28 protein-coding genes are annotated in these 25,262 nt (G+C 72.3%); 15 read left to right on the top strand and 13 right to left on the bottom strand.

Translation table 11 applies throughout. The annotated features are described in order from the left end of the window. Positions 1–3 precede the first annotated feature (3 nt). A complete protein-coding gene (locus EUA94_RS00560) occupies positions 4–2,268 on the top strand; it encodes a ComEC/Rec2 family competence protein (protein ID WP_129423641.1) in 2,265 nt (754 codons plus the stop codon). A gap of 12 nt (positions 2,269–2,280) precedes the next feature. Beyond that, positions 2,281–3,267, top strand: a complete 987-nt coding sequence (holA, locus tag EUA94_RS00555; protein ID WP_129423639.1) for a DNA polymerase III subunit delta — start codon at positions 2,281–2,283, stop codon at positions 3,265–3,267. A gap of 61 nt (positions 3,268–3,328) precedes the next feature. On the opposite strand, the gene rpsT is transcribed toward holA, so the two are convergent. The 3 genes from rpsT to EUA94_RS00540 all read right to left on the bottom strand — a co-directional run bounded on the left by rpsT (position 3,329) and on the right by EUA94_RS00540 (position 5,644). After that, entirely contained in the window at positions 3,329–3,589 is a 261-nt protein-coding gene (gene rpsT, locus EUA94_RS00550) for a 30S ribosomal protein S20 (protein ID WP_129423638.1), read from the bottom strand. A 154-nt stretch (positions 3,590–3,743) separates the two neighbouring features. Next, positions 3,744–4,688 (bottom strand): aminoglycoside phosphotransferase/kinase family protein, encoded by a 945-nt coding sequence (locus EUA94_RS00545; protein ID WP_129423636.1) that lies wholly within the window; start codon positions 4,686–4,688, stop codon positions 3,744–3,746. After that, on the bottom strand, positions 4,685–5,644 hold the full coding sequence (locus EUA94_RS00540) for a phosphotransferase (protein ID WP_129423634.1): 960 nt from the start codon (positions 5,642–5,644) through the stop codon (positions 4,685–4,687). Before EUA94_RS00540 ends, EUA94_RS00545 begins: the two co-directional genes overlap by 4 nt. Before the next feature lie 84 nt (positions 5,645–5,728). Here EUA94_RS00540 and EUA94_RS00535 point away from each other — a divergent pair, with 84 nt between their 5' ends. Continuing rightward, positions 5,729–6,256, top strand: coding sequence for a GNAT family N-acetyltransferase (locus EUA94_RS00535; protein ID WP_129423632.1), 528 nt, complete (start codon positions 5,729–5,731; stop codon positions 6,254–6,256). Here the strand turns inward: EUA94_RS00535 and EUA94_RS00530 are convergent. Further along, positions 6,235–7,149: a DMT family transporter gene (locus EUA94_RS00530; RefSeq protein ID WP_129423630.1), complete on the bottom strand. Its 915-nt coding sequence runs from the start codon at positions 7,147–7,149 to the stop codon at positions 6,235–6,237. The genes EUA94_RS00535 and EUA94_RS00530 overlap by 22 nt on opposite strands. A 107-nt stretch (positions 7,150–7,256) precedes the next feature. Between EUA94_RS00530 and lepA the strand changes: the two genes are divergently transcribed. The 3 genes from lepA to EUA94_RS00515 are packed head-to-tail and all read left to right on the top strand — an operon-like array spanning position 7,257 to position 10,513. Next, positions 7,257–9,134, top strand: coding sequence for a translation elongation factor 4 (gene lepA, locus EUA94_RS00525; protein WP_129423628.1), 1,878 nt, complete (start codon positions 7,257–7,259; stop codon positions 9,132–9,134). Positions 9,135–9,136: 2 nt separating this feature from the next. Next, positions 9,137–9,634, top strand: a complete 498-nt coding sequence (locus EUA94_RS00520) for a HutD/Ves family protein (protein ID WP_129423626.1) — start codon at positions 9,137–9,139, stop codon at positions 9,632–9,634. A 36-nt stretch (positions 9,635–9,670) separates the two neighbouring features. Next, positions 9,671–10,513, top strand: coding sequence for an alpha/beta hydrolase fold domain-containing protein (locus EUA94_RS00515; protein WP_129423624.1), 843 nt, complete (start codon positions 9,671–9,673; stop codon positions 10,511–10,513). Between the two features lie 6 nt (positions 10,514–10,519). Here EUA94_RS00515 and EUA94_RS00510 read toward each other — a convergent pair whose 3' ends face one another. Then, entirely contained in the window at positions 10,520–11,608 is a 1,089-nt protein-coding gene (locus EUA94_RS00510; protein WP_129423622.1) for a winged helix DNA-binding domain-containing protein, read from the bottom strand. A gap of 30 nt (positions 11,609–11,638) precedes the next feature. Between EUA94_RS00510 and EUA94_RS00505 the strand changes: the two genes are divergently transcribed. Then, on the top strand, positions 11,639–12,121 hold the full coding sequence (locus EUA94_RS00505) for an SRPBCC family protein (RefSeq protein WP_129423620.1): 483 nt from the start codon (positions 11,639–11,641) through the stop codon (positions 12,119–12,121). On the opposite strand, the gene EUA94_RS00500 is transcribed toward EUA94_RS00505, so the two are convergent. Beyond that, complete coding sequence (locus EUA94_RS00500) at positions 12,118–12,573, bottom strand: XdhC family protein (RefSeq protein WP_129423618.1); 456 nt, start codon at positions 12,571–12,573, stop codon at positions 12,118–12,120. The two genes, EUA94_RS00505 and EUA94_RS00500, sit on opposite strands and share 4 nt — an antisense overlap. Positions 12,574–12,596: 23 nt before the next feature. Between EUA94_RS00500 and EUA94_RS00495 the strand changes: the two genes are divergently transcribed. Continuing rightward, entirely contained in the window at positions 12,597–13,529 is a 933-nt protein-coding gene (locus EUA94_RS00495) for an aminoglycoside phosphotransferase family protein (protein ID WP_129423616.1), read from the top strand. Positions 13,530–13,547: 18 nt separating this feature from the next. Here EUA94_RS00495 and EUA94_RS00490 read toward each other — a convergent pair whose 3' ends face one another. Continuing rightward, positions 13,548–13,769, bottom strand: coding sequence for a hypothetical protein (locus EUA94_RS00490; RefSeq protein WP_129423614.1), 222 nt, complete (start codon positions 13,767–13,769; stop codon positions 13,548–13,550). Between the two features lie 193 nt (positions 13,770–13,962). On the opposite strand from EUA94_RS00490, the gene EUA94_RS00485 reads away from it, so the two are divergent. The 3 genes from EUA94_RS00485 to hemW all read left to right on the top strand — a co-directional run bounded on the left by EUA94_RS00485 (position 13,963) and on the right by hemW (position 18,040). Next, entirely contained in the window at positions 13,963–15,783 is a 1,821-nt protein-coding gene (locus tag EUA94_RS00485) for an AMP-dependent synthetase/ligase (protein WP_129423612.1), read from the top strand. A 121-nt stretch (positions 15,784–15,904) separates the two neighbouring features. Then, positions 15,905–16,780, top strand: coding sequence for a dioxygenase family protein (locus EUA94_RS00480; protein ID WP_129423610.1), 876 nt, complete (start codon positions 15,905–15,907; stop codon positions 16,778–16,780). Between the two features lie 42 nt (positions 16,781–16,822). Continuing rightward, positions 16,823–18,040 carry a radical SAM family heme chaperone HemW gene (gene hemW, locus EUA94_RS00475; protein ID WP_129424093.1) on the top strand — a complete coding sequence of 406 codons (1,218 nt, stop codon included), beginning with the start codon at positions 16,823–16,825 and terminating at the stop codon, positions 18,038–18,040. 13 nt (positions 18,041–18,053) lie between these two features. Here the strand turns inward: hemW and EUA94_RS00470 are convergent, their stop codons facing one another. Further along, complete coding sequence (locus EUA94_RS00470) at positions 18,054–18,902, bottom strand: DUF3097 domain-containing protein (RefSeq protein ID WP_129423608.1); 849 nt, start codon at positions 18,900–18,902, stop codon at positions 18,054–18,056. 46 nt (positions 18,903–18,948) lie between these two features. On the opposite strand from EUA94_RS00470, the gene EUA94_RS00465 reads away from it, so the two are divergent. After that, entirely contained in the window at positions 18,949–19,257 is a 309-nt protein-coding gene (locus EUA94_RS00465; RefSeq protein WP_129423606.1) for a hypothetical protein, read from the top strand. 2 nt (positions 19,258–19,259) lie between these two features. Here the strand turns inward: EUA94_RS00465 and EUA94_RS00460 are convergent, their stop codons facing one another. The 3 genes from EUA94_RS00460 to EUA94_RS00455 are packed head-to-tail and all read right to left on the bottom strand — an operon-like array spanning position 19,260 to position 20,635. Next, positions 19,260–19,592: a hypothetical protein gene (locus EUA94_RS00460; RefSeq protein WP_129423604.1), complete on the bottom strand. Its 333-nt coding sequence runs from the start codon at positions 19,590–19,592 to the stop codon at positions 19,260–19,262. A gap of 55 nt (positions 19,593–19,647) precedes the next feature. Next, a complete protein-coding gene (locus tag EUA94_RS22840; protein WP_277986067.1) occupies positions 19,648–19,773 on the bottom strand; it encodes a hypothetical protein in 126 nt (41 codons plus the stop codon). Between the two features lie 10 nt (positions 19,774–19,783). Further along, the gene (locus EUA94_RS00455; RefSeq protein WP_165356747.1) at positions 19,784–20,635 is read right to left on the bottom strand and encodes an MBL fold metallo-hydrolase; all 852 of its coding nucleotides are present in this window, start codon (positions 20,633–20,635) and stop codon (positions 19,784–19,786) included. Positions 20,636–20,706: 71 nt separating this feature from the next. On the opposite strand from EUA94_RS00455, the gene hrcA reads away from it, so the two are divergent. The 3 genes from hrcA to EUA94_RS00440 are packed head-to-tail and all read left to right on the top strand — an operon-like array spanning position 20,707 to position 23,635. Further along, complete coding sequence (gene hrcA, locus EUA94_RS00450) at positions 20,707–21,729, top strand: heat-inducible transcriptional repressor HrcA (protein WP_129423600.1); 1,023 nt, start codon at positions 20,707–20,709, stop codon at positions 21,727–21,729. Then, complete coding sequence (dnaJ, locus tag EUA94_RS00445; protein WP_129423598.1) at positions 21,726–22,895, top strand: molecular chaperone DnaJ; 1,170 nt, start codon at positions 21,726–21,728, stop codon at positions 22,893–22,895. Before hrcA ends, dnaJ begins: the two co-directional genes overlap by 4 nt. After that, entirely contained in the window at positions 22,895–23,635 is a 741-nt protein-coding gene (locus EUA94_RS00440) for a 16S rRNA (uracil(1498)-N(3))-methyltransferase (RefSeq protein WP_129423596.1), read from the top strand. The genes dnaJ and EUA94_RS00440 overlap by 1 nt, the downstream gene beginning before the upstream one ends. Here the strand turns inward: EUA94_RS00440 and EUA94_RS00435 are convergent. Together EUA94_RS00435 and EUA94_RS00430 are read right to left on the bottom strand one after the other, a co-directional pair. After that, complete coding sequence (locus EUA94_RS00435) at positions 23,632–24,696, bottom strand: Gmad2 immunoglobulin-like domain-containing protein (RefSeq protein WP_129423595.1); 1,065 nt, start codon at positions 24,694–24,696, stop codon at positions 23,632–23,634. The two genes, EUA94_RS00440 and EUA94_RS00435, sit on opposite strands and share 4 nt — an antisense overlap. Further along, positions 24,693–25,223 (bottom strand): SigE family RNA polymerase sigma factor, encoded by a 531-nt coding sequence (locus EUA94_RS00430; protein ID WP_207210341.1) that lies wholly within the window; start codon positions 25,221–25,223, stop codon positions 24,693–24,695. Before EUA94_RS00430 ends, EUA94_RS00435 begins: the two co-directional genes overlap by 4 nt. Positions 25,224–25,262: the final 39 nt, after the last annotated feature.

Raw genomic sequence — 25,262 nt, 5'->3', positions numbered from 1 at the left:
CCGATGCCGGACCTGCGGGCAATCGCCCTCGGCGCAGGCGCCTGGGGCGGGGCACTCCTCGTCCTCGTGCTCCCGGGCTCGGCGGCGCTCGGGGCCGTCTGCCTGCTGGTGGTCGTCGTCGGCGCCGGCGTACGGGGGAGGCGCTGGTCCGCTGCGTGGCTCGGGCCGCTGGCTGCCCTCGTCGCGGTGGCGGGCGTGGCTGCCCTCCAGCAGGCCCTCGTCACGACCTCGCCCGTGGCGTCACTGGCCGAGGAGGGTGCGGTCGTGACGCTGCGGCTCGAGCTCACGTCGGACGTACGCGTCGTGGCCGGGCAGTACGGCGACCTGCTGGTGGCGCGCGCCGACGTGTCGCGCGTCGAGGGCCGGGGGAGCGCGTGGTCGCTGGACGTCCCGGTCGTGCTGATGGCGGACGCCGGGTGGCCGCGACTGCCGCTGGGCACGTCGTTCGAGACCACGGCCCGGCTGGTGCCCGGCGACGACGAGGTGGCAGCGCTGGTCCGCCCCACCGGCGACCCGCGCGTCGTCGCCGAGCCCGACGTGTGGTGGGACGCCGCCGCTGCCGTACGCCGCTCGGTGCGCGCCGCGGTCGCGGGGCGGGACGCCGACGCGCGCGAGCTGGTGCCGGCGCTCGTGGTGGGCGACGACGGCGGGCTCGAACCCGCCCTCGCCGACGACTTCCGTACGACGGGCCTGACGCACCTGCTGGCCGTGAGCGGCACCAACCTCACGCTGGTGGTCGGCTTCGTGCTCATCCTCGGTCGCTGGCTGGGGGTGCGCGGGCGGTGGCTGCACGCGCTGGCCGCGGCCGGCATCGTCGGGTTCGTCATCACGGCGCGGGCAGAGCCCAGCGTCGTACGAGCAGCGGCGATGGGCACCGTCGCGCTGATCGGGATGGGGCGCAACGGCCGCTCGCGCGGGATCCGTGGCCTCGGGGTGGCGGTGCTCGGCCTGCTGCTCCTGTGGCCGAGGCTGGCGGTGACTGCGGGGTTCGCGCTGTCCGCGCTGGCGACTGCGGGGATCCTGCTCCTCGCGCCGGTCTGGCGCGATGCGCTGATGCGCTGGACGCCGCGCTGGGTCGCCGAAGCGGTCTCCGTGCCGCTGGCGGCGCAGGTCGCGTGCACACCGGTGGTGGCGGCGCTCTCGGGGCAGGTCAGCCTTGTCGCCGTCGCGGCGAACCTGCTCGCCGCGCCCGCCGTCGCGCCGGCCACTGTGCTGGGCCTGACCGGCGGCCTCGCCGGCCTCACCTGGGCGCCCCTGGGCGTCGTGGTCGCCGCGCCGGCGGCCTGGTCGGCGCAGTGGATCATCGCGGTCGCGCGGTGGGGTGCGGACGTGCCGACGGCTTCCGTGGACTGGGGCACCGGCCCAGTGCCGCTCACCCTGCTGACCATCGCCTGCGTGGCGTCGGTGCCGCTGGCTCCCCGGGTGCTGCGAAGACCCGGGTCGGCGCTGGCCTGCACCGGCTTGCTCGTCGTGGTGATGCTGGTGCGACCACCCTCACCCGGCTGGCCGCCCGACGGGTGGGTGCTGGCGGCCTGCGACGTCGGGCAGGGCGACGGGCTGGTGCTGCGCGCCGGACCGCACGCCGCCGTCGTGGTCGACGCCGGCCCCGACCCGACGCTGATGGACGCCTGCCTCGACCGCCTCGAGGTCGAGTCGGTTCCGCTCCTGCTCCTGACCCACTTCCACGCCGATCACGTCGACGGCGTGGCAGGCGTGCTCGAGGGCCGTGACGTGGGAGCGATCGAGGGCACCGCGTTGCTCGACCCGCCCGACGGCGTACGCACGGTCGAGGAGGTCGTCGGCCGCGACCCCGGCCCGGCGGCGTACGGCGTCGCCCGGATGATCGGCGAAGTGACGATCCAGGCAGTCTGGCCGCGGCCCGGCGCCAGCACCGACCCCGGCGAGAGCGCGCCTAACAACGCCAGCGTCGTCCTGGTGGCCGAGGTGGCGGGCGTACGGATCCTGCTGACCGGCGACGTCGAGCCGTCCGCCCAGGCGGCGCTGGCCCGCGACCTGGCCGGCCTGCAGGTCGACGTGCTGAAGGTGCCCCACCACGGCAGCCGGCACCAGGACCTCGACTGGCTGACGTCCCTCGGCGCCCGGCTCGCGCTGGTCTCGGTCGGTGCCGACAACGACTACGGCCACCCCGCGCCCGACCTTCTCGTTGCGTTGACCGCAGCGGGGATGCGGGTCTGGCGCACGGACCTCTCCGGCGACGTGGTCGTGGTCGAGCGGGACGGCGAGATCGGTGTCGTCGCCCACGGATAGAGTTGCCGGACCATGGCACGCACCCCCTCCGCCGCGCAGGTCCTCGGCCACGTCATCCTCGTGACGGGCAAGGAGGAGTACCTCTCCGCCCGCACCGTCACGTCGGTGCGCGACGCCGTACGCGCCCACGATGCGGACGCCGAGCTGGCCGAGTCGACGGCCGGCGACCTCACGCTCGCCTCGCTCGGGGAGATGGCCGCGCCGTCGCTGTTCTCCTCGATCCGGTGCGTGGTCGTACGCGGCCTGGAGGACCTGCCCGACGAGTCCGTCGACGGCCTCCTGGGCTACTGCGCCGCCCCGGCCGACGACGTCGCCCTCGTGCTGGTGCACTCCGGCGGGCCGAAGGGCAGCGGCGTGCTGGCCAAGCTCCGCAAGCTCTCGGCGGTCACCGAGGTGAAGTCGGAGGAGATCCGGGCCAACGAGATGCCGGGCTTCGTGACCTCCGAGGTCGCGACCCACGGCGCGAAGATCGACCCCGAGGCTGCGACCTTCCTCGTGCAGGCCGTCGGCAACGACCTCCGCTCGCTCGCGGCGGCGGCCGACCAGCTCACCAACGACTATCCCGGCGAGGCGCTGACCGTCGAGAAGGTCCAGCGCTACTTCGGCGGGCGGGCGGAGGCCAAGTCGTTCACGGTCGCCGACGCCGCCTTCGCCGGCAAGCGCGCCCAGGCGCTCGAGGAGCTGCGCTGGGCGCTCGACTCGGGCACCTCCCCGGTGCTGGTCACCTCGGCCATGGCGGCCTCGGCGCGCAGCCTGGCGCGCTACCTGGGTGCCTCGCGAGGCGCCCGCGACGCCGATCTCGCCCGCGACCTCGGCGTGCCGCCGTGGAAGGTGCGCACCGTGCGCGACCAGTCCCGCGCGTGGAGCGCCGACGGCATCGGTGCTGCCGTACGAGCCGTAGCGGTCGCCGACGCCGACATCAAGGGCCAGGCCCACGACGCGTCGTACACGCTCGAGCGGCTCGTGCTCACGGTGGCGTCGCTGCGCGAGATCCGCTGACCCACCCCTGAAATGCGAAACACCCGCCACGTGGGCGGGTGTCAGGCAGAAAGGTGTCGCGTCAGAGCGAAGCGGCCTTCTTGGCGATCGAGGACTTGCGGTTCGCGGCCTGGTTGCCGTGGATGACGCCCTTCGAGGCGGCCTTGTCGAGCGCCTTCATGGCGTCGCGACCGGCGGCCACGGCGACGTCCTTGTCACCGGCGTCAGCAGCCTCGCGGAACTTGCGCACGGCGCTCTTCAGGCGCGACTTCACGGCCTGGTTGCGCTGGCGCGCCTTTTCGTTCTGCTTGTTGCGCTTGATCTGGGACTTGATGTTCGCCACGTGTGGATCCTCAAATGCTCGAACTGGTCTGATGGAAGTCTGGTGCCTGTCGGCTGCCTGGCAACACCCACCGAACGACGGTGAGGGTCGGGTGCCGGACACGCAGGGAGAAACACTACCGTCAGGCGTCGCGACCGCCCAAATCGTTCCCCGCTCAGCGGCCGGTGCGCCGAGCGACTCCGCCCAGCATGCGGCGCGACTCCCGGATCCGGAAATCGTTGAGCGTCGGCAGGTTGACGTCCACGGCGACCACCGAGCGCACGGCCAGGTGGGCGCCGAAGCCGGCCAGGAACGCCGTGACGACCTCGTCGCCCGCCTCGGAGAGGGCCGGCGACGAGCCGATCGAGGCGTCGAACCACGGATCGTCCACCCGCTCGAGCCGGGCGAGCAGCGGGTCGACCCACGCCGGGCCGCGAGCGGCCATGCCCCAGTCCACGAAGACGACCTCACCCGTGGGTCGGCGCAACAGGTTGTCCACCCGGATGTCCCAGTGCGCGACGTGAGGCATCGGCCGGGCGGCGTGCTCGCGCAGGAGCCCCGCCCACTCGTACGGGTCGCTGCGGAGCCAGCCGGGCACGGGGGTCGCCGCCGGGGCGTCGGCGAGCGTGTCGAGCGAGTCCGCCCACTTGCCGAAGACCCGCGCGACATCGACGAGGTCCACCGACGCCGGTACATCCCGCTCGCGGAGCAGCTCGGAAAGCCGGTCGGTCCCCTCGAGCACTTCCTCCAGCTCCGCGTCGTGCGTGAAGTCGGGGTGGCGCCCCTCCACGTCCTCGATCAGCAGCGCGACCCACGCGCCGTCGTCGTACGACGCCAGCAGCCCGGCCCACAGCTCGTGGGCACCGAGGTGGCCGAGCACAGCGACCTCGCGCCGGAACAGGCCGGGCGTGTCCGGGTTGAGCTCGTCGCCGACGGCCTTGACGAACGCCCGCGTCCCGTCGGCGCACGTCACGCGGGTCGCACACCCGGGCGACATGCCGCCCACCTGCTCGGCGGTCGCCACGACGGGGGAGCCGAGCGACTGCTCCACCCAGTCGCGGACGGCGGCGGGGACGGCGGCGTACGGCAGGCGTACGCCCACCGCGCGTGGTGCGGTCACGTCCAGCCCCGGCGCTCGGCCAGCCAGTCCCAGCAGACCTCGCCCTGCCAGCGCTGGTGGTCGCGGAGGTGCGGCGACGTCGGCGGCACGGGCAGTTCGCACTGGTGGAGGAAGTAGCCGACGTAGAGCGCGAGGTTGATGTCAATCGCTTCGGGGTCGAGGCCGCGCAAGAGCCGCCGCCCGGCGATCACCTCCTCGACGTCGATCCCTTCACCGCGCGGGGCGATGAGGGCGGCCAGCGAGTCGAACCACGCGGCACCGCGCACCGGCCAGTTCCAGTCGCAGATCAGGGCCCGGCCGTCGGCGTCGATGATCACGTTGTCGGAGCGGATGTCGGTGTGCACGAGGGTGTCGCCGCCGACCACCTCGGTGTAGCGATGGGCCAGCGACTCGGCCTGGGCGAGGTGGGCGGGGTCGAGGTCGGTCCGGGCGGCGCGGATGCCGGCCCAACCGTCGAGGAGGGGCACGAAGTCGTCTTCGGCGCTGTCGAGAGCGAGGTCGGCGAACGGCGGTGTGAGCGCGTCGGCGACCTGCTCCAGGGCGTCGAGCAGCGCGTCGAGCTCGGGCCGGCGCCACGGCCGCGCCGGCGAGCGGCCGGCGACGTACTCCGTGCCGAGCACCACCCAGTCGTCGTCGAGGTGCCACAGCAGCCGCGGCGCGGGGACGGTCGCCGGGAGGGCGGCGAGCTTGCGCGCCTCCTCGCGGTAGGAGTCCGCGAACATCCGCTGGGCCTTGACCGAGGCGGCCTTGGCGAAGTGGCGCGAGCCGTCCTCGCACACCAGCACGGACGCGAAGCCCGGCGTGAACCCGCTGTTCTGGGTGATGGCCGAGACGACGGGCGATCCGCAGCGGCGCTCGATCCACGCCCGGAGGTGGGGCGGGAGGAACGCCCACTCGAGCCGCCGCGCAGTCTTCCCGTGCGGAGCGGGGTAGGGCGCGACGGGAGGCGGGGGCATGGCGGCATCCTTCCCCACGGGTCGCGTGGGCGACGACCCGATATCGCGTGCAGACCCCGCGTGGAACCGGGTAGAACGGTGCCCATGCCCGAGCTCGTCCTGCCGACCACGTCCGTCCACGAGTCCTTCCTGGAGGCGATGGACGAGTTCGTCGCCGAGGGCGCCGAGAACAGCCAGACCGCCGCGTGGATCGAGCACAACGCGCCGCAGTGGCAGGACCCGACGGCGTTCGAGGTCTTCGTCGAGGCCGTGAAGGCCGATGCGCTGCTCGAGACGTCCCGCCCGGACTGGCACGTGCCCTGCACGACGCTCTGGTGGGTCGACGGGGAGACCTACCTCGGCCGGATCGCGATCCGCCACGTCCTCAACGACTTCCTCCTCGACGTCGGTGGCCACATCGGCTACGACGTACGCCCCACGCGGAGGCGTGAAGGGCACGCCACCGCGATGCTCGTCGGTTCGCTCGCGTGGGCGCGTGGCCTCGGGATCGAGTCGGCCCTGGTGACCTGCGACGACGACAACATCGGCTCGATCGGGGTGATCGAGGCTGCCGGTGGGGTGCTCGAGGACGTCCGGGGGATCAAGCGCCGCTACTGGGTCCCGACCTCCTGAGCCGGCACGGGCGTACGCCGGGTGCGGGTCGCCGCGGCCACGCCGACCACGGCGACCACCAGGCCGATGAGCTGGGTGATCGACAGCGTCTCGTCGAGCACGAGCCAGGCGAGCACGGCGGTCACCGGCGGGCTCAGGAAGAACAGGCTCGCCGCCGCGCCCGAGCCGCCGCGCAGCACGAGCAGCGCGAGCAGCATCAGCCCGACGATCGAGTTGACGATCGCCAGGAGCAGCACGGAGCCGACCGCCTGGCCGGTGTCCGTCACCGGCCACGCGCCCTCGGTGAGCCAGCTGAGCACCAGCAGTGGCGGCGCGGAGACGGCGAACTGCACCGCGGCCGACCACAGCAGGTCGGGCTGCGCGCCGATCCACCGCTGACCGAGCGTGCCGAGACTGAGGGTGAGCATGCTGAGCCCGCCGACCAGCACGGCGATCGGCCCGCCGGCGTGCCCCAGGTCGGAGCCGAGGACGATCAGCACCCCCGCGACCCCCACGACGAAGCCGAGCACCTGCAGCATCGAGACGCGCTCGCCCAGCAGCGCCGCTGCGAGGAGTGCGGTGAGCACGGGGCTCAGCGCGTGGAACAACGAGGCCAGCGTGGCGCCGAGGCCCAGGTCGAAGGCGACGTACATCAGGCCGAACTGCAACGCGTTCATCACCAGGCCGACGGCCGCGACGCGACCGAGCGTGGCCCGGTCCATCCGCGTCGGGCGCCTCAGCGCGAGGGCGAGCCCGGCGCCGAGCAGGGCGGCGATGACGAAGCGCCACCCCAGTACTGCGAACGGCGCGGCCGCATCCACCGCAGCGGGGCCGGAGATGTAGCCCGACGACCAGACCAGCACGAAGGCTGCTGCCGGGACCAGGGGAAGCGTCGATCCGGTCCGAGGGGTCACCCGAGCACGCTAGCCACCCGATCGCACTGCGCCGTCGCCGGTTCGGTGAGGCACGCCCCGCGTGGAAGAATGACCCCTCACCGCCGTCGTACACCTGAAAGCAGTCCGTGAGCCTCAAGAACGCGCCGCAGCCGGGCTCGACCGACCCGTCGATCATCCGCAACTTCTGCATCATCGCGCACATCGACCACGGCAAGTCGACGCTGGCTGACCGCATGCTCCAGCTCACCGGCGTGGTCGACGAGCGCTCGTCGCGCGCGCAGTACCTCGACCGGATGGACATCGAGCGCGAGCGCGGCATCACCATCAAGAGCCAGGCCGTACGCCTCCCATGGACCGTCCCCGTCGGCAACGCCGAGGGCGCCGAGCCCGGGATGTACGTCCTCAACATGATCGACACACCCGGCCACGTCGACTTCACGTACGAGGTGTCCCGCTCGCTCGAGGCGTGCGAGGCCGCGGTCCTGCTGGTCGACGCGGCGCAGGGCATCGAGGCGCAGACGCTCGCCAACCTCTACCTCGCGCTCGGCGCGGACCTCCACATCATCCCGGTGCTCAACAAGATCGACCTGCCCAACGCCCAGCCGGAGAAGTACGCCGCCGAGCTGGCGGGCATCATCGGGTGCGACGTGTCCGACGTGCTGATGACCTCGGCCAAGACCGGCCTGGGCGTCGAGACGCTGCTCAACGAGATCGTCAAGCAGACCCCGGCACCGGTCGGCGACGCGGACGCGCCGCCGCGGGCGCTGATCTTCGACTCGGTGTACGACATCTACCGCGGCGTCGTCACCTACGTCCGCGTCATCGACGGCAAGCTCAGCCACCGTGACCGGATCAAGATGATGTCCAACGGCGTCGTCCACGAGATGCTCGAGGTCGGCGTGATCAGCCCCGAGCCGATGAAGGCAAGCGACCTCGGCGTCGGCGAGGTCGGCTACCTCATCACCGGTGTGAAGGACGTCCGCCAGTCCCGCGTGGGTGACACCGTCACCAGCCAGCACCACGGGGCGACCGAGTCGCTGGGTGGCTACAAGCACCCCAACCCGATGGTGTTCGCCGGTCTCTACCCGATCGACGGCGACGACTACCCCAACCTGCGTGACGCCCTCGAGCGCCTGCAGCTCAACGACGCCGCACTGGCGTACGAGCCGGAGACCTCTGGAGCGCTGGGCTTCGGCTTCCGCTGCGGCTTCCTCGGCCTGCTCCACATGGAGATCGTCCGCGAGCGGCTGGAGCGCGAGTTCAACCTCGAGCTGATCTCGACGGCCCCGAACGTCGTCTACTCGGTCGCGATGGAGGACGGCACCGTCATCGAGTGCACGAACCCCAGCGAGTACCCCGATGGGGGCAAGATCTCCGAGGTCCGCGAGCCGGTCGTCCGCGCCACGATCCTGTCGCCGTCCGACTACATCGGCACGATCATGGAGCTGTGCCAGTCCAAGCGCGGCAACCTCCAGGGGATGGACTACCTCTCCGAGGACCGCGTGGAGATGCGCTACACGCTGCCGATGGGCGAGATCGTCTTCGACTTCTTCGACCAGCTGAAGTCCCGCACCAAGGGCTACGCCTCGCTCGACTACGAGCGCGACGGCGACCAGGCGTCCGACCTGGTCAAGGTCGACATCCTGCTGCAGGGCGAGCCCGTCGACGCGTTCAGTGCGATCGTGCACCGCGACACGGCCTACTCCTACGGCGTGATGATGGCCGGCAAGCTCAAGGACCTGATCCCGCGCCAGCAGTTCGAGGTGCCGATCCAGGCAGCCATCGGTGCCCGGGTCATCGCCCGCGAGACCATTCGCGCCATCCGCAAGGACGTCCTCGCGAAGTGCTACGGCGGTGACATCAGCCGCAAGCGCAAGCTGCTGGAGAAGCAGAAGGCGGGCAAGAAGCGGATGAAGAGCATCGGCTCCGTCGAGGTGCCGCCGGAGGCCTTCGTCGCCGCGCTCTCGACCACGCAGCCCACGGACAAGTCGGGCAAGAAGTAGCCGTGGCCCCCGTCGTGCGGGTCGACGACGTCGCCCCGCAGCCGTGGGCCAACGGAGGCGGTACGACGCGCGAGCTGGCGCGGGCCGACGACGGGTCGTGGCGGATCAGCCTGGCCGACGTCGACACCGACGGCCCGTTCTCGGCCTTCCCCGGTCGACGGCGCCTGCTCACCGTCGTCGAGGGCCCGGTCCTGGGCCTGGAGGTCGACGGCGAGACGCACGTCGTCGAGCCGCAGCGGCCGTTCGCCTTCTCCGGTGACGCCGTGGTCGTCGCCACCGTGGCCGAGGGCCCGGTGCGGGTGCTCAACGTGGTCGTCGACCCGGCTCTCGTCACCCCGCACGTCACGGTGCTCGAGCTCGGCCGGACCTCGGTCCTGCCGCTCGCCGGCGACCAGGCGGCGTACGTCCTCACCGGCGACGGCGCGAGGTCGCTGGTCTCCGGTCCGGGCGAGGTCGCCGGCCGGTGCACGATCGCGGTCGTCACCCTCGAGCGCGCCTGACCAATCCAGCGAGGCCCTCCGTGGCGAAGCCGGAGCATGCACCTCGCTGACCGGCTCCGGGTCGAGCTGATGCGTGCGAGTGCCCCCTTCACCGTCTCCTACGGCGACAACCTGCGGTTCGCCGGCAGCGACCTCCCGGCCCCGAAGCGGGTGCGGATCAAGACCCGCCACGGCAAGGTGAGCGTGTGGCTCTACCGGCCTGCGCCGGGGCCGCTCCCGGTGCACGTGCACCTGCACGGGGGAGCGTTCCTGATGCGCTACCCGGCGATGGACGACTGGTGGTGCCGCTACATCGCGGCGACCTCGAACGTGCTGGTGGCCAACGTGGACTTCGAGGTCGCGCCGCGCGTGACCTACCCGGTCGCCCAGCACCAGGCGCACGACGTGGCCGCCGCCCTGGCCGCGGACGGCACCCCGGTGTCGGTCGGCGGGTTCAGCTCGGGAGGCGGGCTGGCGGCTTCCGTCGCGCTCCAGGCGCGCGACTCCGGCTCGTTCGCCCCGACCCTGCAGGTGCTCGGCATCCCGGCCCTGGACCTGTCCGCCGAGCCACGCGACGACGATCCCGGCATGATCTCGCCGGAGCTGCGCCGGCTTGTACGTCGCGTCTACGTGCCCGACCCGGCCAGCCGCCTCGAGTCGTACGCCTCGCCCCTGCTCGCCGCCGACCTCAAGGGGCTGCCGCCGGCCATCGTGCTCACGGCTGAGCGCGACGTGCTGCGCGCCGAGGGAGACGCGTACGCCCACCGCCTGCGCGCGGCGGGGGTCCGGGTGATCCACGACGTCACGCCGGACGTCGACCACTACTTCCTCACCGAGGACCCGGTGCGCGCCCGGGCGACCATGGCGATGGTGGCCGACGAGATCCGCTACGCCGGCTGATCGCTGCTAGGCCTCGCGGGTGATCGTCAGGTCGGTCACCGAGATGTCGAGCACCGCCTCGAGCGCCGCCACCGGCTCGTCCAGCTCGCCCTTCCGCGGCCGGCGGGTGCGCGCGAACCAGACGACCTCGAGCGGTCGGCGCCGTGCCGTGCCCGCCGCGCGCCAGTAGCCGGTGATCCGGCCGTCGACGAGCAGCGGTGGCAGCACGAGGCCGTTGGCGCCGGTCCACAGCCGCGCCAGGTGCGGGGCCTCTGCGAAGCGGACCCGGCCGGCGGGGTCGTACGCGCACATCAGCGCGTCGAACTCAGGCAGCAGCCGCACCCCCTCGACGGTGCGCGGCTCCGGGGCGTCGGGCAGGTCGACGTACGTCCTCCCGTCCGGACCTTCCGTCGACACCAGGCCGACGCGGGCCTCGAGGGCGACCAGCGCGGCGTCCACGACGCGCAGCCCCAGGCCGGACCACCACGCCACGTCGTGGCGCGACGCGGGCCCGTGGGAGCGCAGGTGCAGCTCGACGGCGTCCTCGATGGCCCCGGTGCCCGGCAGGTGGATGTACTCCGGCGCTCCCTGCCCTGCCCAGTCGCCGTTGACGGGCCGGCGGACGAGGCCGCCGTGGCCGAAGGCGAGGTAGCGCCCGACCTGCTGCGTCGTGATGTCGTCACGGCCCTCGTGCTCGATCAGCCACCGGTGCAGGTGCTCCTGGAGCTCGTCGGTGGTCCGCCAGGTCGAGGCGAACGCCTCGGTCGCCAGCCACAGGTCGTCGACGCGTGACTGCTCGAGTCGCAGGAGCCGGTCCCACAGCGTCCGCTGACCGACGGCAGTGACCGCGCCCAGGTGGGAGAACGAGCCCGACGTCGACGTGTGGACCGTGCCCCGGATGGTGCTGCCGCGCACGATCGTGCCGTCCTCGTAGGCCGCGGTGACCTCGTCGCGGGTGGTGCCGGGGAAGCGCGCCGCCAGCGCGAGGAACGGCGAGCGAGCGGTCTGCGACTGGACCGGACCGATGCGGTCGATCCGCGCGGCCACGTCCGGCCCGGCCGGTGGGAACTGGCGCGCGAGCGCCAGACCGCCGAGGTCCTCCCACGAGCTGCGCACAGGCGCACCGTAGTGCGCTTGACTGACACCATGCCGTCACCCATCGAGCTCCATGCCCGTCGCAGCATCCCCGTCGATGTGGGCGTCGCGTACGACGCGGTGCTGCCGATGCCGCTGCCCCAGATCTTCAGCCGGCGCTTCCTGGCGCTGCCGCCGATCCGGGAGGTGCGCGACCAGGCAGGCGTGTGGGGGAGCGTCGGTCAGACCCGCACGATCGTGCTGGCCGATCGCGGCACCATGCGCGAGACCCTCACGTCCGTCACGCCCGGCGCGAGCTTCGGCTACGACATCGAGCCGCTCAGTGGCCCGCTCAAGCCCCTGGTGGCAAGCGCCGCCGGCCTGTGGGCGTTCGCCGCCGCGGGAGCCGGGGTCGAGGTGTCGTGGCACTGGAGCGTGACGCCCACGCGTGCCGGGGCCCTCGTGATGCCAGCCTTCGGCCGGATGTGGCAGGGCTACGCGCGACAGGCGCTCGAGGAGATCGAGCGGGCCCTGCTGGCTCCGCAAACGTCCTAGCCGCGCATCGCGCCGCCGGAGCGGCCGTACGACTCGGCGACGATCTCGGCGACCACGGACAGCGCGATCTCGCCCGGCGCCTTCCCGCCGAGGTCGTGACCGGCCGGCACGTGGAGGGTGCTGACGTCGACCCCCTCGGCCTCGAGCTCCTCGACCAGGCCGGCGGCGCGTCGGCGGCTCGCCATCATGGCGACGTACGACGCCTCCGAGGCGAGGGCGGCGCGCAGCACCGCCGGGGCGTCCGGGGCGTCGTGGTCGCACAACACCACCGCGTCGCCCGCGCGGGCGTCCAGCCCCGGGCCGCCGTCGTCGGCCGACTCGAGGAGGACCGTGCGGCCCACCGTCGACGCGATCACGGCGATCGACCGGGCGATGGGGTTGTCGGTCAGGACCAGGATCCGGCCGCGCTGGACCGGCTCGTCCCGCCACGGCTGCTCACGGCGCTCGCTCATGCACGTCAGCCTAGGGTCGAGCCATGCCCGTCACCATCCCTCCGGGACTCCTGTCCCAGAGCGAGCTGGGCGAGGACTGGGCCGGGTGGCTGCAGCGGCTGCCGCGTCGGACGGCCGAGCTGCTCGACGAGTGGCGGCTGACGCCGGTGGCGACCGCGCTCCACGGCTACTGCTCGCTCGTCGTGCCGGTGGTCGACGCCGACGGGGTCAGCGGCGGCCTCAAGGTCACCTTCGACGGCGACCAGGAGTCGCTGCACGAGGGACTGGCGCTCCAGCACTGGGGCGGGCGCGGCGCCGTACGCCTGCGGCGCTCCGACCCGCACCGTCGCGCCCTGCTGCTCGACTGGCTGCCCGGCCCCGACCTCGGCGACACCTGGGACGTCGAGGCATGCGAGGTGGTCGGCGGGCTCTACCCGCGGCTGCACATCCCGGCGCTGCCGCAGCTCGCGAGCGTGGCGTCGTACGTCGAGCGGTGGCTGCGCGAGCTCGACGACCTGGGACGCGACATCCCCGTCCCGCGGAGGTACGTCGACCAGGCGCTCGCGCTCGGCCCGGACCTGCTGGCCGACGCGGGCGCGCCGGTGGTCGTGCACGGCGACCTCCACTACGCCAACGTGATGGCCGACGACGCGGGGGAGTGGCGCGCCATCGACCCGAAGCCGATGGCCGGCGACCCGCACTACGAGCCGGCGCCGATGCTGTGGAACCGGATGGACGAGCTCTCCGGTCCCGGTGCCGTCGGCTCGGTCCGCGACGGCCTGCGGCGGCGCTTCCACGCGCTCGTCGACGCCGGCGGGCTCGACGAGGACCGCGCCCGCGACTGGGTCGTCGTACGGATGGTCGTCAACGCCGGGTGGTCGGTCCAGGACGCCCGCGAGGCCGACCGCGCGCTGACCGCCGACGAGCGCGACTGGATCACGCGCTGCATCGCGATCACCAAGGCCGTGCAGGACTAGTGCGGGCCAGCCGCCGACCTAGGGGAAGCGGAAGGCGTCGAGGTAGGGCAGGACCGCCATCGACAGCAGGCAGACCGCGACCGCCGCCACGCACATCACCGCGAGCCGCCGCACCGAGGGTCGCGGACGGGCGTACGGGTAGCGCGCGCGAGCCGCGACGGCGTCCGGCCGGCGCAGGTCCCACCGCGAGATCCACCAGCAGAGGGCGATCAGGACGCAGGCAACGACGACGCTCGTCACGTCGCCATCATGGCCCTGAAGCCGACCAAAGGATGAAGTTCAGCGGGTCCGGAGGTCCGTGGTACGGACAATTCGGCGGGTTTGCTACCGCTCGGTAAACATAGTGATCTAGGTTACAGCCCAAGTCTTCGCAGCCTTGCCCCCCGCTGTGTGGCGCCGCCGCGTCACGCTCCGACGAATGAGTAGGTAACAGATGCCGACCAACTTCGACACGGCCTTCCTCGACACGATGCCGGCCAACGTGGCCGTCCAGTTCTTCGACCGCGTCGCCACGTCCCCCGACAGCGAGGCGTTCCGCTTCCCCCGTGGGGAGGCATGGGAGTCGGTCACGTGGAAGCAGGTCGGCGAGAAGGTCGAGGCGCTGGCCGCCGGCCTGATCGCGCTGGGCGTCCAGCCCGAGCAGCGCGTCGGCATCGCCTCCGGCACCCGGTACGAGTGGATCCTGGCCGACCTCGCGGTGATGTGCGCCGCCGGCGCGACCACCACGGTCTACCCGAGCACCAACGCCGAGGACACCGTCTACATCCTCGCCGACTCGGAGAGCCACGTCGTCTTCGCCGAGGACGACGAGCAGCTCAAGAAGCTGACCGACCACCGCGCCGAGCTGCCCCACGTGAGCAAGGTCGTGACCTTCGACGGCGCGACCGACGGCGACTGGATCATCTCGCTCGACGACCTGGCCCAGCTCGGTGCGGCGAAGCTCGCCGAGCAGCCCGACGTCGTACGGACCACGTCCGACGCGATCTCGCCCGACCAGCTCGCGACGCTGATCTACACCTCCGGCACGACCGGTCGCCCCAAGGGCGTACGCCTGCGCCACAAGTCCTGGGTGTTCGAGGGCGAGGCCATCCGCGTCCAGAACATCCTCGACGAGACCGACCTGCAGTTCCTGTGGCTGCCGATGGCCCACTCGTTCGGCAAGGTGCTCCTCTCGGCCCAGCTCGCGTGCGGCTTCGCCTCCGCGGTCGACGGCCGCGTCGACAAGATCGTGGACAACTGCGCCGCGGTGAAGCCGACGTTCATGGGCGCCGCGCCGCGCATCTTCGAAAAGGCGTACGGCCGGATCCAGACCATGCAGGCCGCCGAGGGTGGCGCCAAGGAGAAGATCTTCCACAAGGCGTTCGAGGTCGGCCTCAAGGTCGAGCAGCTCAAGCGCGAGGGCAAGTCCGTCCCGCTGCCCCTGAAGGTCCAGCACGGTCTCTTCGACAAGCTCGTGTTCAGCAAGGTGCGTGAGCGGTTCGGTGGACGCGTGCGGTTCTTCATCTCCGGCGCCGCCGCGCTCAACCGCGAGATCGCCGAGTGGTTCAACGCCGCCGGCATCGTGATCCTCGAGGGCTACGGAATGACCGAGAACTCCGCCGGTGGCACGGTCAACCACCCCGACGAGAACCGGATCGGCACCGTCGGTCGGGCCCTGCCCGGCGCCGAGGTCAAGATCGGCGAGGGCGACGAGGTGCTGCTGCGCGGCCCGCACGTCATGGAGGGCTACCACAACCTGCCCGAGGAGACCCACAAGGCGCTCGACGCCGACGGGTGGCTGCACACCGGCGACAAGGGCTCCCTCGACGCCGACGGCTTCCTCACCATCACCGGACGCATCAAGGAGCTCTTCAAGACCTCCGGCGGCAAGTACATCGCCCCGCCGGCCATCGAGTCGAAGTTCAAGGCGATCTGCCCGTACGCCAGCCAGTTCATGGTCTTCGGCAGCGAGAAGAACTACGTCGTCGCCCTGGTCACCCTCGACCCCGACGCAATGGTCGGCTGGGCCGCGGAGAACGGCATGGAGGGCCAGTCCTACACCGAGCTCGTCCGCAGCGACGCGGTCAAGACGATGGTCGCCGGCTACGTCGACGAGCTCAACACCAAGCTCAACCGCTGGGAGACCATCAAGAAGTGGGAGCTGCTCGACCACGACCTCACGGTCGAGTCCGGCGAGCTCACCCCCTCGATGAAGGTCAAGCGCAACGTCGTGGAGGGCAACCACAAGGCCGTCATCGACTCGATGTACGCCTGACGCACGCCTGATTCGGAGGCGGCTCACAGGAGACGCACAGCAGGTTCGGCTCGAATGGGTGCCGGTGGGAGACCACCGGCACCCGTTCGCCATTTCCGCAGACCTTGCTCCAGGAGCGCCCATGACCGACGACCACCACTCCCACGCGGCCGACGAGGTGCACGAGCACGACCTCGGCCTCCAGCACGACCTCGGCACCCTCCAGCGCCGAGGCTTCACGCGCGGCATGGGTCGCCGCGGAGTCCTGGGAGTGCTCGGCGGGCTCGGGGTCGCCGCGGTGGCCGGCTGCGCGAGCGACGCCACCACCCCGACCGGTGCCCCGCCCGGAGGCGGGATGGGGGGCGACTCCTCGGTCGAGGTCGCCGACGGCGAGATCCCCGAGGAGACCGCCGGTCCCTTCCCGGGCGACGGCTCCAACGGCCCCGACGTCCTCTCCGAGAGCGGGGTGGTGCGCAGCGACATCACCACGAGCATCGGCACGGCCTCCGGAGTCGCCGACGGCGTACCCCTGACGCTGCGCTTCAAGGTCTACGACCTCACCGGGGACGACGTCGCGGTGCTGCCCGGCGCGGCCGTCTACGCGTGGCACTGCGACCGCGGCGGTGCGTACTCGATGTACGACGGCGACGCGGCGACGGAGAACTACCTGCGCGGGGTGCAGGAGTCCGACGCCGACGGCTGGGTCGAGTTCACCACCATCTTCCCGGGCTGCTACTCCGGCCGCTGGCCGCACGTACACTTCGAGGTGTACGAGTCGCTCGACGCGGCCACCAGCGCGACGGACAACAACAAGCTGCGCACCTCGCAGCTGGCCTTCCCGCAGGACGTGTGCGAGCAGGTCTACGCCACATCCGGCTACGAGGCGTCCGTGGGCAACCTGGCCGGCGTGAGCCTGGACTCCGACGGCATCTTCAGCGACGGCTACTCCCTCCAGATGGCGACGATGAAGGGATCGGTCGGCAGCGGCCTGACCGCCACGCTCAACGTGCCGATCTGAGGCTGCACAGCAGGGGGCCGTACGCGTGGTTGGATGAGCGACGTGCCCCCCGCCCAACCCGACGGCGACGTCGCGCCCGAGGACGGCCTGCTCCCCGACGAGGCCTGGGCGACCTTCGGCAGCAAGCCGTTCGGCCTCTACGTCCACGTCCCGTTCTGCACGGTCCGCTGCGGCTACTGCGACTTCAACACCTACACCGCCCTCGAGCTCGGCGACGAGGTCGGCGCCGGCCGGTCGTCGTACGCCGAGGCGGCGATCCGCGAGATCCGCTTCGCCCGCCACGTCCTGGGCCACCGTGACGTCAAGATCGAGACGATCTTCTTCGGCGGAGGCACGCCCACGCTGCTGAAGCCCGCCGACCTCGGCGCGATCGTGGCGAGCGCGGCGGCCGAGTTCGGCCTGGCCGACGACGTCGAGATCACCACCGAGGCCAACCCCGACAGCGTCGCCGCGTGGGACCTCCAGGAGCTGCGGACGGCCGGCTTCAACCGGATCAGCTTCGGCATGCAGTCGGCGGTCGACCACGTCCTGCGCACCCTCGACCGCACCCACGACCCGATGCGGGTGCCCGCCGTCGTCGACTGGGCGCGTCAGGCGGGCTTCGACGACATCAGCCTCGACCTCATCTACGGCACGCCCGGCGAGTCGCTCGCCGACTGGGAGACCTCCGTCGACGCGGCCCTGGCCTGCCACCCCGACCACATCTCGGCGTACTCCCTCATCGTCGAGGAGGGCACCGCCATGGGTCGTCAGGTCAAGCGCGGCGAGTTGCCGATGCCCGACGAGGACGACCTCGCCGACAAGTACCTCCTCGCCGACGAGCGGTTCTCGAAGGCCGGGATGGAGTGGTACGAGGTGTCCAACTGGGCCACCTCGCCCGACCACCGCTGCCGCCACAACCAGCTCTACTGGACCGGCGCCCACTGGTGGGGCGTCGGCCCCGGCGCCCACTCCCACGTCGGGGGCACGCGCTGGTGGAACGTCAAGCACCCCGCGGCGTACGCCGAACGGTTGGGCCGCGGCGTCTCGCCGGCCCTGGCCCGCGAGGTGCTCGGCTACCGCGACCAGAAGGTCGAGCGGGTGCTGCTCGAGATCCGACTCGTCGAGGGCCTACCGGTCACCGTGCTCGACGCCACCGGCCGCTCCCAGGTCGCCCGCCTCGTCGCCGACGGCCTCGTCGAGCTCGTGGCCGAGCGTCTGGTCCTCACCCAGCGCGGCCGCCTCCTCGCCGACGGCATCGTCCGCGACCTCGTCGACTGAGCCAGCGCGCCCGTCAGGGGGCGGTGGTGAAGTCGATCAGCTCCTCGACCCGGCCGAGGAGCGCCGGCTCGAGGTCGGCGTAGGAGGAGACCCGGCCGAGGACGTGCTTCCACGCGCGGGCGATGTCGGCCTGGTTGCGGTGCGGCCAGCCGAGCTGCTGGCAGGTGCCGGTCTTCCAGTCGATGCCCTTGGGGACGTGGGGCCAGCGCGGGATGCCGAGGCGGTCGGGCTTGACCGCCTGCCACACGTCGATGAAGGGGTGTCCGACGACCAGCACGTGCTTGCCGACGGGGGAGCGGGCGATGCCCTGGGCGATGCGCGCCTCCTTCGACCCCGGCACGAGGTGGTCGACCAGCACCCCGACCCGCCGCTGCGGGCCGGGCTTGAAGTCGCGGAGGTGGTCGGCCAGGTCGTCGACGCCGCCGAGGTACTCCACGACGACGCCCTCGATCCGCAGGTCGTCGCCCCAGACCTTCTCGACGAGCTCGGCGTCGTGCCGTCCCTCGACGAAGATCCGGCTGGCCCGCGCGACGCGGGCCCCGACGCCCTGCACCGCGACCGAGCCCGACGCCGTACGCGTGGGGGCCGCCGGAGCGCCGGCGCGGACCGGCCGGGTGAGGATCACGGGCTTGCCCTCGAGGAGGAAGCCGGGCCCGAGCGGGAACGTACGCCGCTTGCCGCGCCGGTCCTCGAGCGTGAGCGTGTCGATGTCGCGGTCAACGGCCACGACCTCGCCGCACCAGTCGGCCGTGACCTCCTCGACGACCATCCCGATCTCGGTCGGCACCTCCACGGCACGGCCGTTGCGCGGGGCTTTCCAATCACCCGAAAGGACGTCGGTCGAGTAGCGATCGAGGGGCACCGCACTACGTTAAGGACCACCACACGATCTCGGGGGAGGCCACGCCGTGGGAAACAGAGCACGACCGACGCAGCAGTCGGCGATCGGCAAGGCCTTCGGCGGCCGTAGTGGCTTCGTCTCCGAGGAGCTGGACAGCCGCGGGCGACCGAGCCAGCCGATGAGTCGCTGGGAGCGGTCGGCCGCCCGGCAGTCGTGGGACGACGCGTCGAACCACTACGAGGAGTACGAGGACGAGAACCGGCTGCGGGTCGGCCGGCTGCTCCCGTCGTACGACATCCTGCTGGCCGCCCTGATCGTGCTGGTCTTCGTCGGCGGGTTCGCCGCCTTCATCGCGGTGCTGGCGCTGACGCGCTGACCTCAGTGCTCGGAGTCCTCGTCCGCCTGACCGGCGCCGCCGCCGCTCGCGGCGTCGCCGTCCTGGTCGGGAGCCGTGCTCGCGCCGTCGTCGTTGCCCAGGTCCTCCTGGGTGGCGTCCATCTCGAGCTCCTCGCGGCTCTTGGTCTCCTCGGCGTCGGGATCGAGGGGCTCGGCCAGCGGGTTGTCCTCGCCGGGCTGGAGGTCCTCGGGCAGCTGGTCGTCGGAGATGCCGCCGACGTGGTCGGCGTCGGCCGGACTGGTGCCGCTGCTGGCCTGCGGGGTGTCGGTCGACTCGGTGTCGTCGGACTCGGGCTGTGACTCGTGGTCGCTCATGCTCCAGTCCTACCGAGGTGGCACCCGGCCGACCAGCCCCCTCCGGGTGTGCCGGTCAGCAGATGCCTGCGTGCAGGTGCGAGCGGAGGGCGGCACCGAGCTCCTCGGGCGACGAGACCGTCCGGAGGAAGTCCAGGCGCTGCGAGTGACCGCCGGCGTCGTCCAGCCACGAGACGTCCACCCTGGCCGACCTAGATGAGCCGGAGTTGCTTCTGGCTGCGGGGCAGGTGCTCGTAGCCCAGGCGTACGGCGCTCTCGAGGAGCTCGCGCTTCCAGGGCCACTCGCCCTCGGCCAGCGCCTGTGACTGCGGCACACCGCGGAAGGCGAGGTCGCGGATCGTCTCGGCGATGACGCCGAGCTCGACGCGCTGGTCCTGCACGAAGTCCCGGTCGACCACCTGCCCGTGCCCGGGGACGACGACGGTGGCGTCGGTCATCAGGCTGAGCACCAGGTCGAGGGTCGTCGGCCACTCCAGGGGCCACGAGTCGTCGCCGATGAAGGGCGGGTCGGACTCCTCGATGAGGTCGCCGCCGAGGAGCACGTCTGCGTCGGGCACGCGCACGATGAGGTCGCCGGCCGTGTGGCCCCGGCCAGGGTGGATCAGCTCGACGGCGCGGTCGCCGAGGTCGAGCTGGACCGCCGAGGAGAACGGGTGGGTAGGCAGGTGCAGCGTCGTCGCGAGGATCTCCTCGCGGCGCGGGTGGTCGGTGGCGCCCTCGTAGTGCTCGAACGTGCGCGCGGCCGACTCCTCGACATGGTCGCGCGCCCACTCGGTGGCGTGGATCGGCAGGTCGCCGAACTGCTCGACCATGGTCGCGTTGCCGAAGTGGTGGTCCCAGTGCTCGTGGGTGTTGACCAGCCCGGTGAGCGGCCCCGCGCCCAGTCGTCGTACGTCGTCGGCCACCACCCGCGCCTGCTCGGCAGAGCCGTGCGTGTCGACCATCAGCAGGCCGTCGGAGCCGCCGATGAGGGTGATGTTGACGTGCATCCAGTCGTAGTGCGCCACCCAGACCCGCGGTGCCACCTCGGTGAAGTCGGGCATGTCGGTGAGCCTACGGACTCCTAGTACGCTTGGCACTCCCAGCAAACGAGTGCCAGCGAGGAGGTTCATCCGTGGTCGACGACCGCAAGCTCGACGTGCTCCGCGCGATTGTGGAGGACTACGTCGCCACCGAGGAGCCCGTCGGCTCCAAGGCGCTGGTCGAGCGGCACCACCTCGGCGTCTCTCCCGCGACGGTCCGCAACGACATGGCCGTGCTGGAGGAGGAGGGCTACATCCACCAGCCCCACACCAGCGCCGGTCGGGTGCCGACCGACAAGGGCTACCGGCTCTTCGTCGACAAGCTCGCCACCCTCAAGCCGATGAGCACCGCCGAGCGGCGCGCGATCTCGACCCTGCTCGACGGGGCCGTCGACCTCGACGACGTCGTGCAGAAGTCGGTGCGCCTGCTCAGCCAGCTCACCCGCCAGGTCGCGATCGTGCAGTACCCCACGCTCTCGCGCTCCACCGTCCGCCACGTCGAGCTGGTCGCGCTGACGCCCACCCGGGCGATGGTGATCGTGATCCTCAGCACCGGCCGGGTGGAGCAGCGCCTCGTCGAGCTCGACTCGCCGCTGGCCGACGCCGACCTCGCCGAGCTGCGGGTGGCCGTGAACCGCGCCACCTCCGGCGTGCAGATCGCCGCCGCCGCGGCCGCGCTCGGCGACCTGCCCGACGCCGTACGCCCCGAGCAGGCCGAGCACACCCGCGCCGTCGTGGGCGTGCTGGCCGAGGCGATGTCCGACCACCGCAACGACGAGCGCGTCGCCGTGAGCGGCGCCGCCAACCTGGCCCGCTACGGCGACTTCGACACAGCCGTACGCCCGCTCCTCGAGGCGCTGGAGGAGCACGTCGTGCTGCTCAAGCTGCTGGGGGAGTCGGGCGTCGACGCCGTCACCGTCCGCATCGGGCACGAAGGCCCCTACTCCGAGCTCGCCGCGACCAGCGTCGTGACCACCGGCTACGGACCCCAGGAGCACCACCTCGGCTCCCTCGGCGTGGTCGGACCGACCCGCATGGACTACCCCGGATCCATGGCAGCCGTACGCGCCGTCGCGCGCTACGTCTCCCGGATCCTCGATGAAGGAAACCAGTGACCCAGGACCCCTACGAGATCCTCGGCGTGTCCCGGGACGCGAGCGCCGACGACGTCAAGAAGGCCTACCGCAAGCTGGCCCGCCAGCTGCACCCCGACGTCAACCCGGACCCGGAGACGCAGGAGCGGTTCAAGGACGTCTCCCGCGCGTACGAGGTGCTGAGCGACCCCGGCAAGCGAGCGGCGTACGACCGTGGCGGCGACGCCTTCAGCCAGGGCTTCGGCGGTGCCGGCCAGGGCTTCTCGTTCACCGACATCATGGACGCGTTCTTCGGTGGCGGAGCGGCTGCCGGAGGCCAGCAGCGCGGCCCGCGGTCGCGCGCCCGACGCGGCCAGGACGCGCTGATCCGGCTCGACGTCGCGCTCGCCGAGGCCGCCTTCGGCGTGACGCGCGACCTCAAGGTCGACACCGCGATGACCTGCGAGGCCTGCGCGGGCCAGGGCACGGCGCCCGGCACCTCGCCGATCCCGTGCGAGACCTGTCACGGCCAGGGCGAGGTCGCAGTCGTCCAGCGCTCGTTCCTCGGTGAGATCCGCACGCTGCGCCCGTGCGCGGCTTGCCGCGGCTACGGCTCGGTCATCCCCGACCCGTGCCGCGAGTGCTCCGGCGACGGCCGCGTCCGCTCGCGCCGCACGCTCACGGTGAAGATCCCCGCGGGCGTCGACCACGGCACCCGCGTCCAGCTCACCGGCCAGGGCGAGGTCGGCCCCGGCGGTGGTCCGGCCGGCGACCTCTACGTCGAGATCCATGTGGAGCCGCACCCGACCTTCACCCGTCACGGCAACGACCTCCACACCACGGTCTCGCTCCCGATGACGGCCGCCGCGCTCGGCACCCAGCTGACACTGCCGCTGCTCGAGGCCGACGTCGAGCAGTCCGAGGACTCCGACTCCGGACCGGTGACGACGTACGACCTCGACGTGCGCCCCGGCACCCAGTCGGGCAGCGAGCAGGTCATCCGCGGCTTCGGCGTGCCGAGCCTGCGCGGGGGCCGCGGCGACCTGGTCGTCAGCATCGCCGTCGACACCCCGACGCGTCTCGACCCGCGCCAGGAGGAGCTGCTGCGCGAGCTGGCCGCGATCCGTGGCGAGGAGTCGCCGGACGGCCAGAACGTGGCGCCGACCCGGTCGATGTTCGGCCGGCTCCGCGACGCCTTCCAGGGCTGATGTCCCTCCCGGTCCACCTCGTCGAGTCGCTGGCCGGGGTGTCGCCCGGTGCGCTCGTCGAGGTGACGGGCGACGAGGCGCACCACGCGGTCGCCGTACGCCGTCTCCGCGAGGGTGAGCACGTGGTGCTGACAGACGGCCTCGGCACCTCCGTCACCGGTCCGGTTGCGTCGACGGGCAAGCGGGTCTTCGCCGTCACCGTCGAATCGGTGTCGCGCGGCGAGCGGCCGGACCCGGCGATCACCGTCGTCCAGGCCCTCCCGAAGGGCGAGCGCGGTGAGCTCGCCGTCGAGGTGCTGACCGAGGTCGGCGTCGACCGGATCGTGCCGTGGGCGGCATCGCGCTCCGTGGCGGTCTGGAAGGGCGAGCGCGCCGCGAAGTCCCACGCGAAGTGGCAGGCCACCGCGCGGGAGGCCGCCAAGCAGTCGCGCCGCTCGTGGCTGCCCACCGTCACGCCGCTCACCACGACCGCCGAGCTCGCCGCGATCATCGCCGACGCCGACCTCGCCGTCGTGCTCCACGAGGACGCGACCGCACCGCTCAGCGCGGTTGACGTACCCGCCTCCGGGAGGATCGTCGTTGTCGTCGGGCCCGAGGGCGGCATCGCGCCCGACGAGCTCGAGGCGCTGGTCGCCGCCGGCGCCGTGTCCGTACGCCTCGGCGCCGAGGTGCTGCGGACCTCGACGGCCGGGGTCGTCGCGGTCGCGGCGCTGCTGGCACGTACGAGTCGCTGGGCCTAGTCGACGAGCGTGATCCGTCGGGTGTCGGTGTCGAAGTTCCCGGCTCCCGAGGGGTCGTCGGTGCGCGAGATCACGACGTACTCGCCCGGCGGCACGTCGGTGAGGTCGAAGGTGACCTCGAAGGGGAAGAGCCGATCGTCCATCCAGCCCGCGATGGTCGGCACCTCCGCGACCACGGCGGTGCCCTCCCACCGCTGGATGCGGGTGACGATGTTGCCCTCGAACGAGTTGCCGAGGCCTCGCACGGTGAACGGGGCGTCGTTGTCGACCAAGCGGCCCTCCGACGGGTACTCGAGCGAGACGTGGGCGAGGACGTCCAGGTCGGGCCCCGCGGCCAGCGGCTCCGAGGTCGGCACGCCGAGGATCTGGTCGGTGATCTCGCCGTCGAGGTAGAAGCGGACGGGTGCCTCCCGGTCGACGACCCCCTGGGCGGTGCGGATCAGCGCCTCCACGGCCAGCGAGGCCTCCTCGGCGCTGAGGTCGCCGCGCTCCCGCAGCGACGCGGAGTCCCCGTTGGTGCTCCCGACGGTGATGCCGATCTCGCCGGTCTCCTTGTCCAGGGCGGCGGTGCCGAAGGTGTCGGCGGGCCACACCACGCGGTAGTCCGGGTCCAGCGGGGGGCGCGGGGACCCGTCCCGCGAGCGGCCCAGCGCCACGCCGATCACGCCGGCCAGCGTGCTCTCGCCGTACCCGACGTCCACGTAGCGGTCCTCGCGGTAGAGCCGGGGGCCGTTGGGGGTGTCACCGATGAAGTAGACCGGCACCTCCCCTGCGACGTCGCCGGGCAGGGGTCCGTCGGTGATGGTGGTCGGCGCGCCCGTCGGGGTCGTCGGCGCGGGTCCGGCGGGCTCGGGGTCGTTGCCCTGCGGCGTACCACCCGTCGATAGCGCGAGCGCCGTCACCACCGAGGCGGCGATGAGGCCGACGCCGCCGGCGGCCCACCACCCCCGGCCCGTACGTCGACCGTCATCGGCAGTGGCGGCGCGGATCGCGTCCAGCCGGTCGCCCGGCTCGACGCCGTCGGCCACCTCGCCGAGCAGGTCCTTGATCCGGTCGCTCATGACTCGTCCTCCCACCAGTCGCCGAGCAGCTCGCGCAGGGCGGCGCTGCCTCGGTGTGCGTGCGCCTTGACCGAGCCCGGCGAGATGTCCAGCGCGTCGGCGATCTGCGCCTCCGACCAGTCCAGGTAGTGCCGCAGCACGAGCACCCCGCGCTGCCGCTCGGAGAGCAGGAGCAGCGCTGCTCGTACGGCGTCGCGCCGGGCGCCGCCCACGGTCGGTCCGTCGACCAAGCCCTCACCGGACGGCGACGTACGCGCGTGCTTCTCGACCACCACGCGGTGCCGGAGCACCGACCGCGAGCGGTTGACCACGGCCTGGCGCAGGTAGGCGAGGGCCTTGTCGGGGTTGCGCAGCCGCGACCACCTGCCGTGCATCTCGACGAAGGCGTCCTGCACGACGTCCTCGGCCGCGGCCTGGTCGTGCACGAGGAGCACCGACAACCGCACCAGCTGGCGCCAGTGGGCGGCGTAGAGCTGCTCGACGGCCGCGTCGGCGTCGGCACCACGGAGGCTGAGGTGCTCGGCCACGGGCACCCTCCCTCGACGAGGCCTGGTCTGGATGGTCAC

Origin of the sequence: Nocardioides zhouii (assembly GCF_004137345.1) — a bacterium.
GTDB lineage: Bacteria > Actinomycetota > Actinomycetes > Propionibacteriales > Nocardioidaceae > Nocardioides > Nocardioides zhouii.
This window is presented reverse-complemented; position numbering and strand designations above follow the sequence as displayed.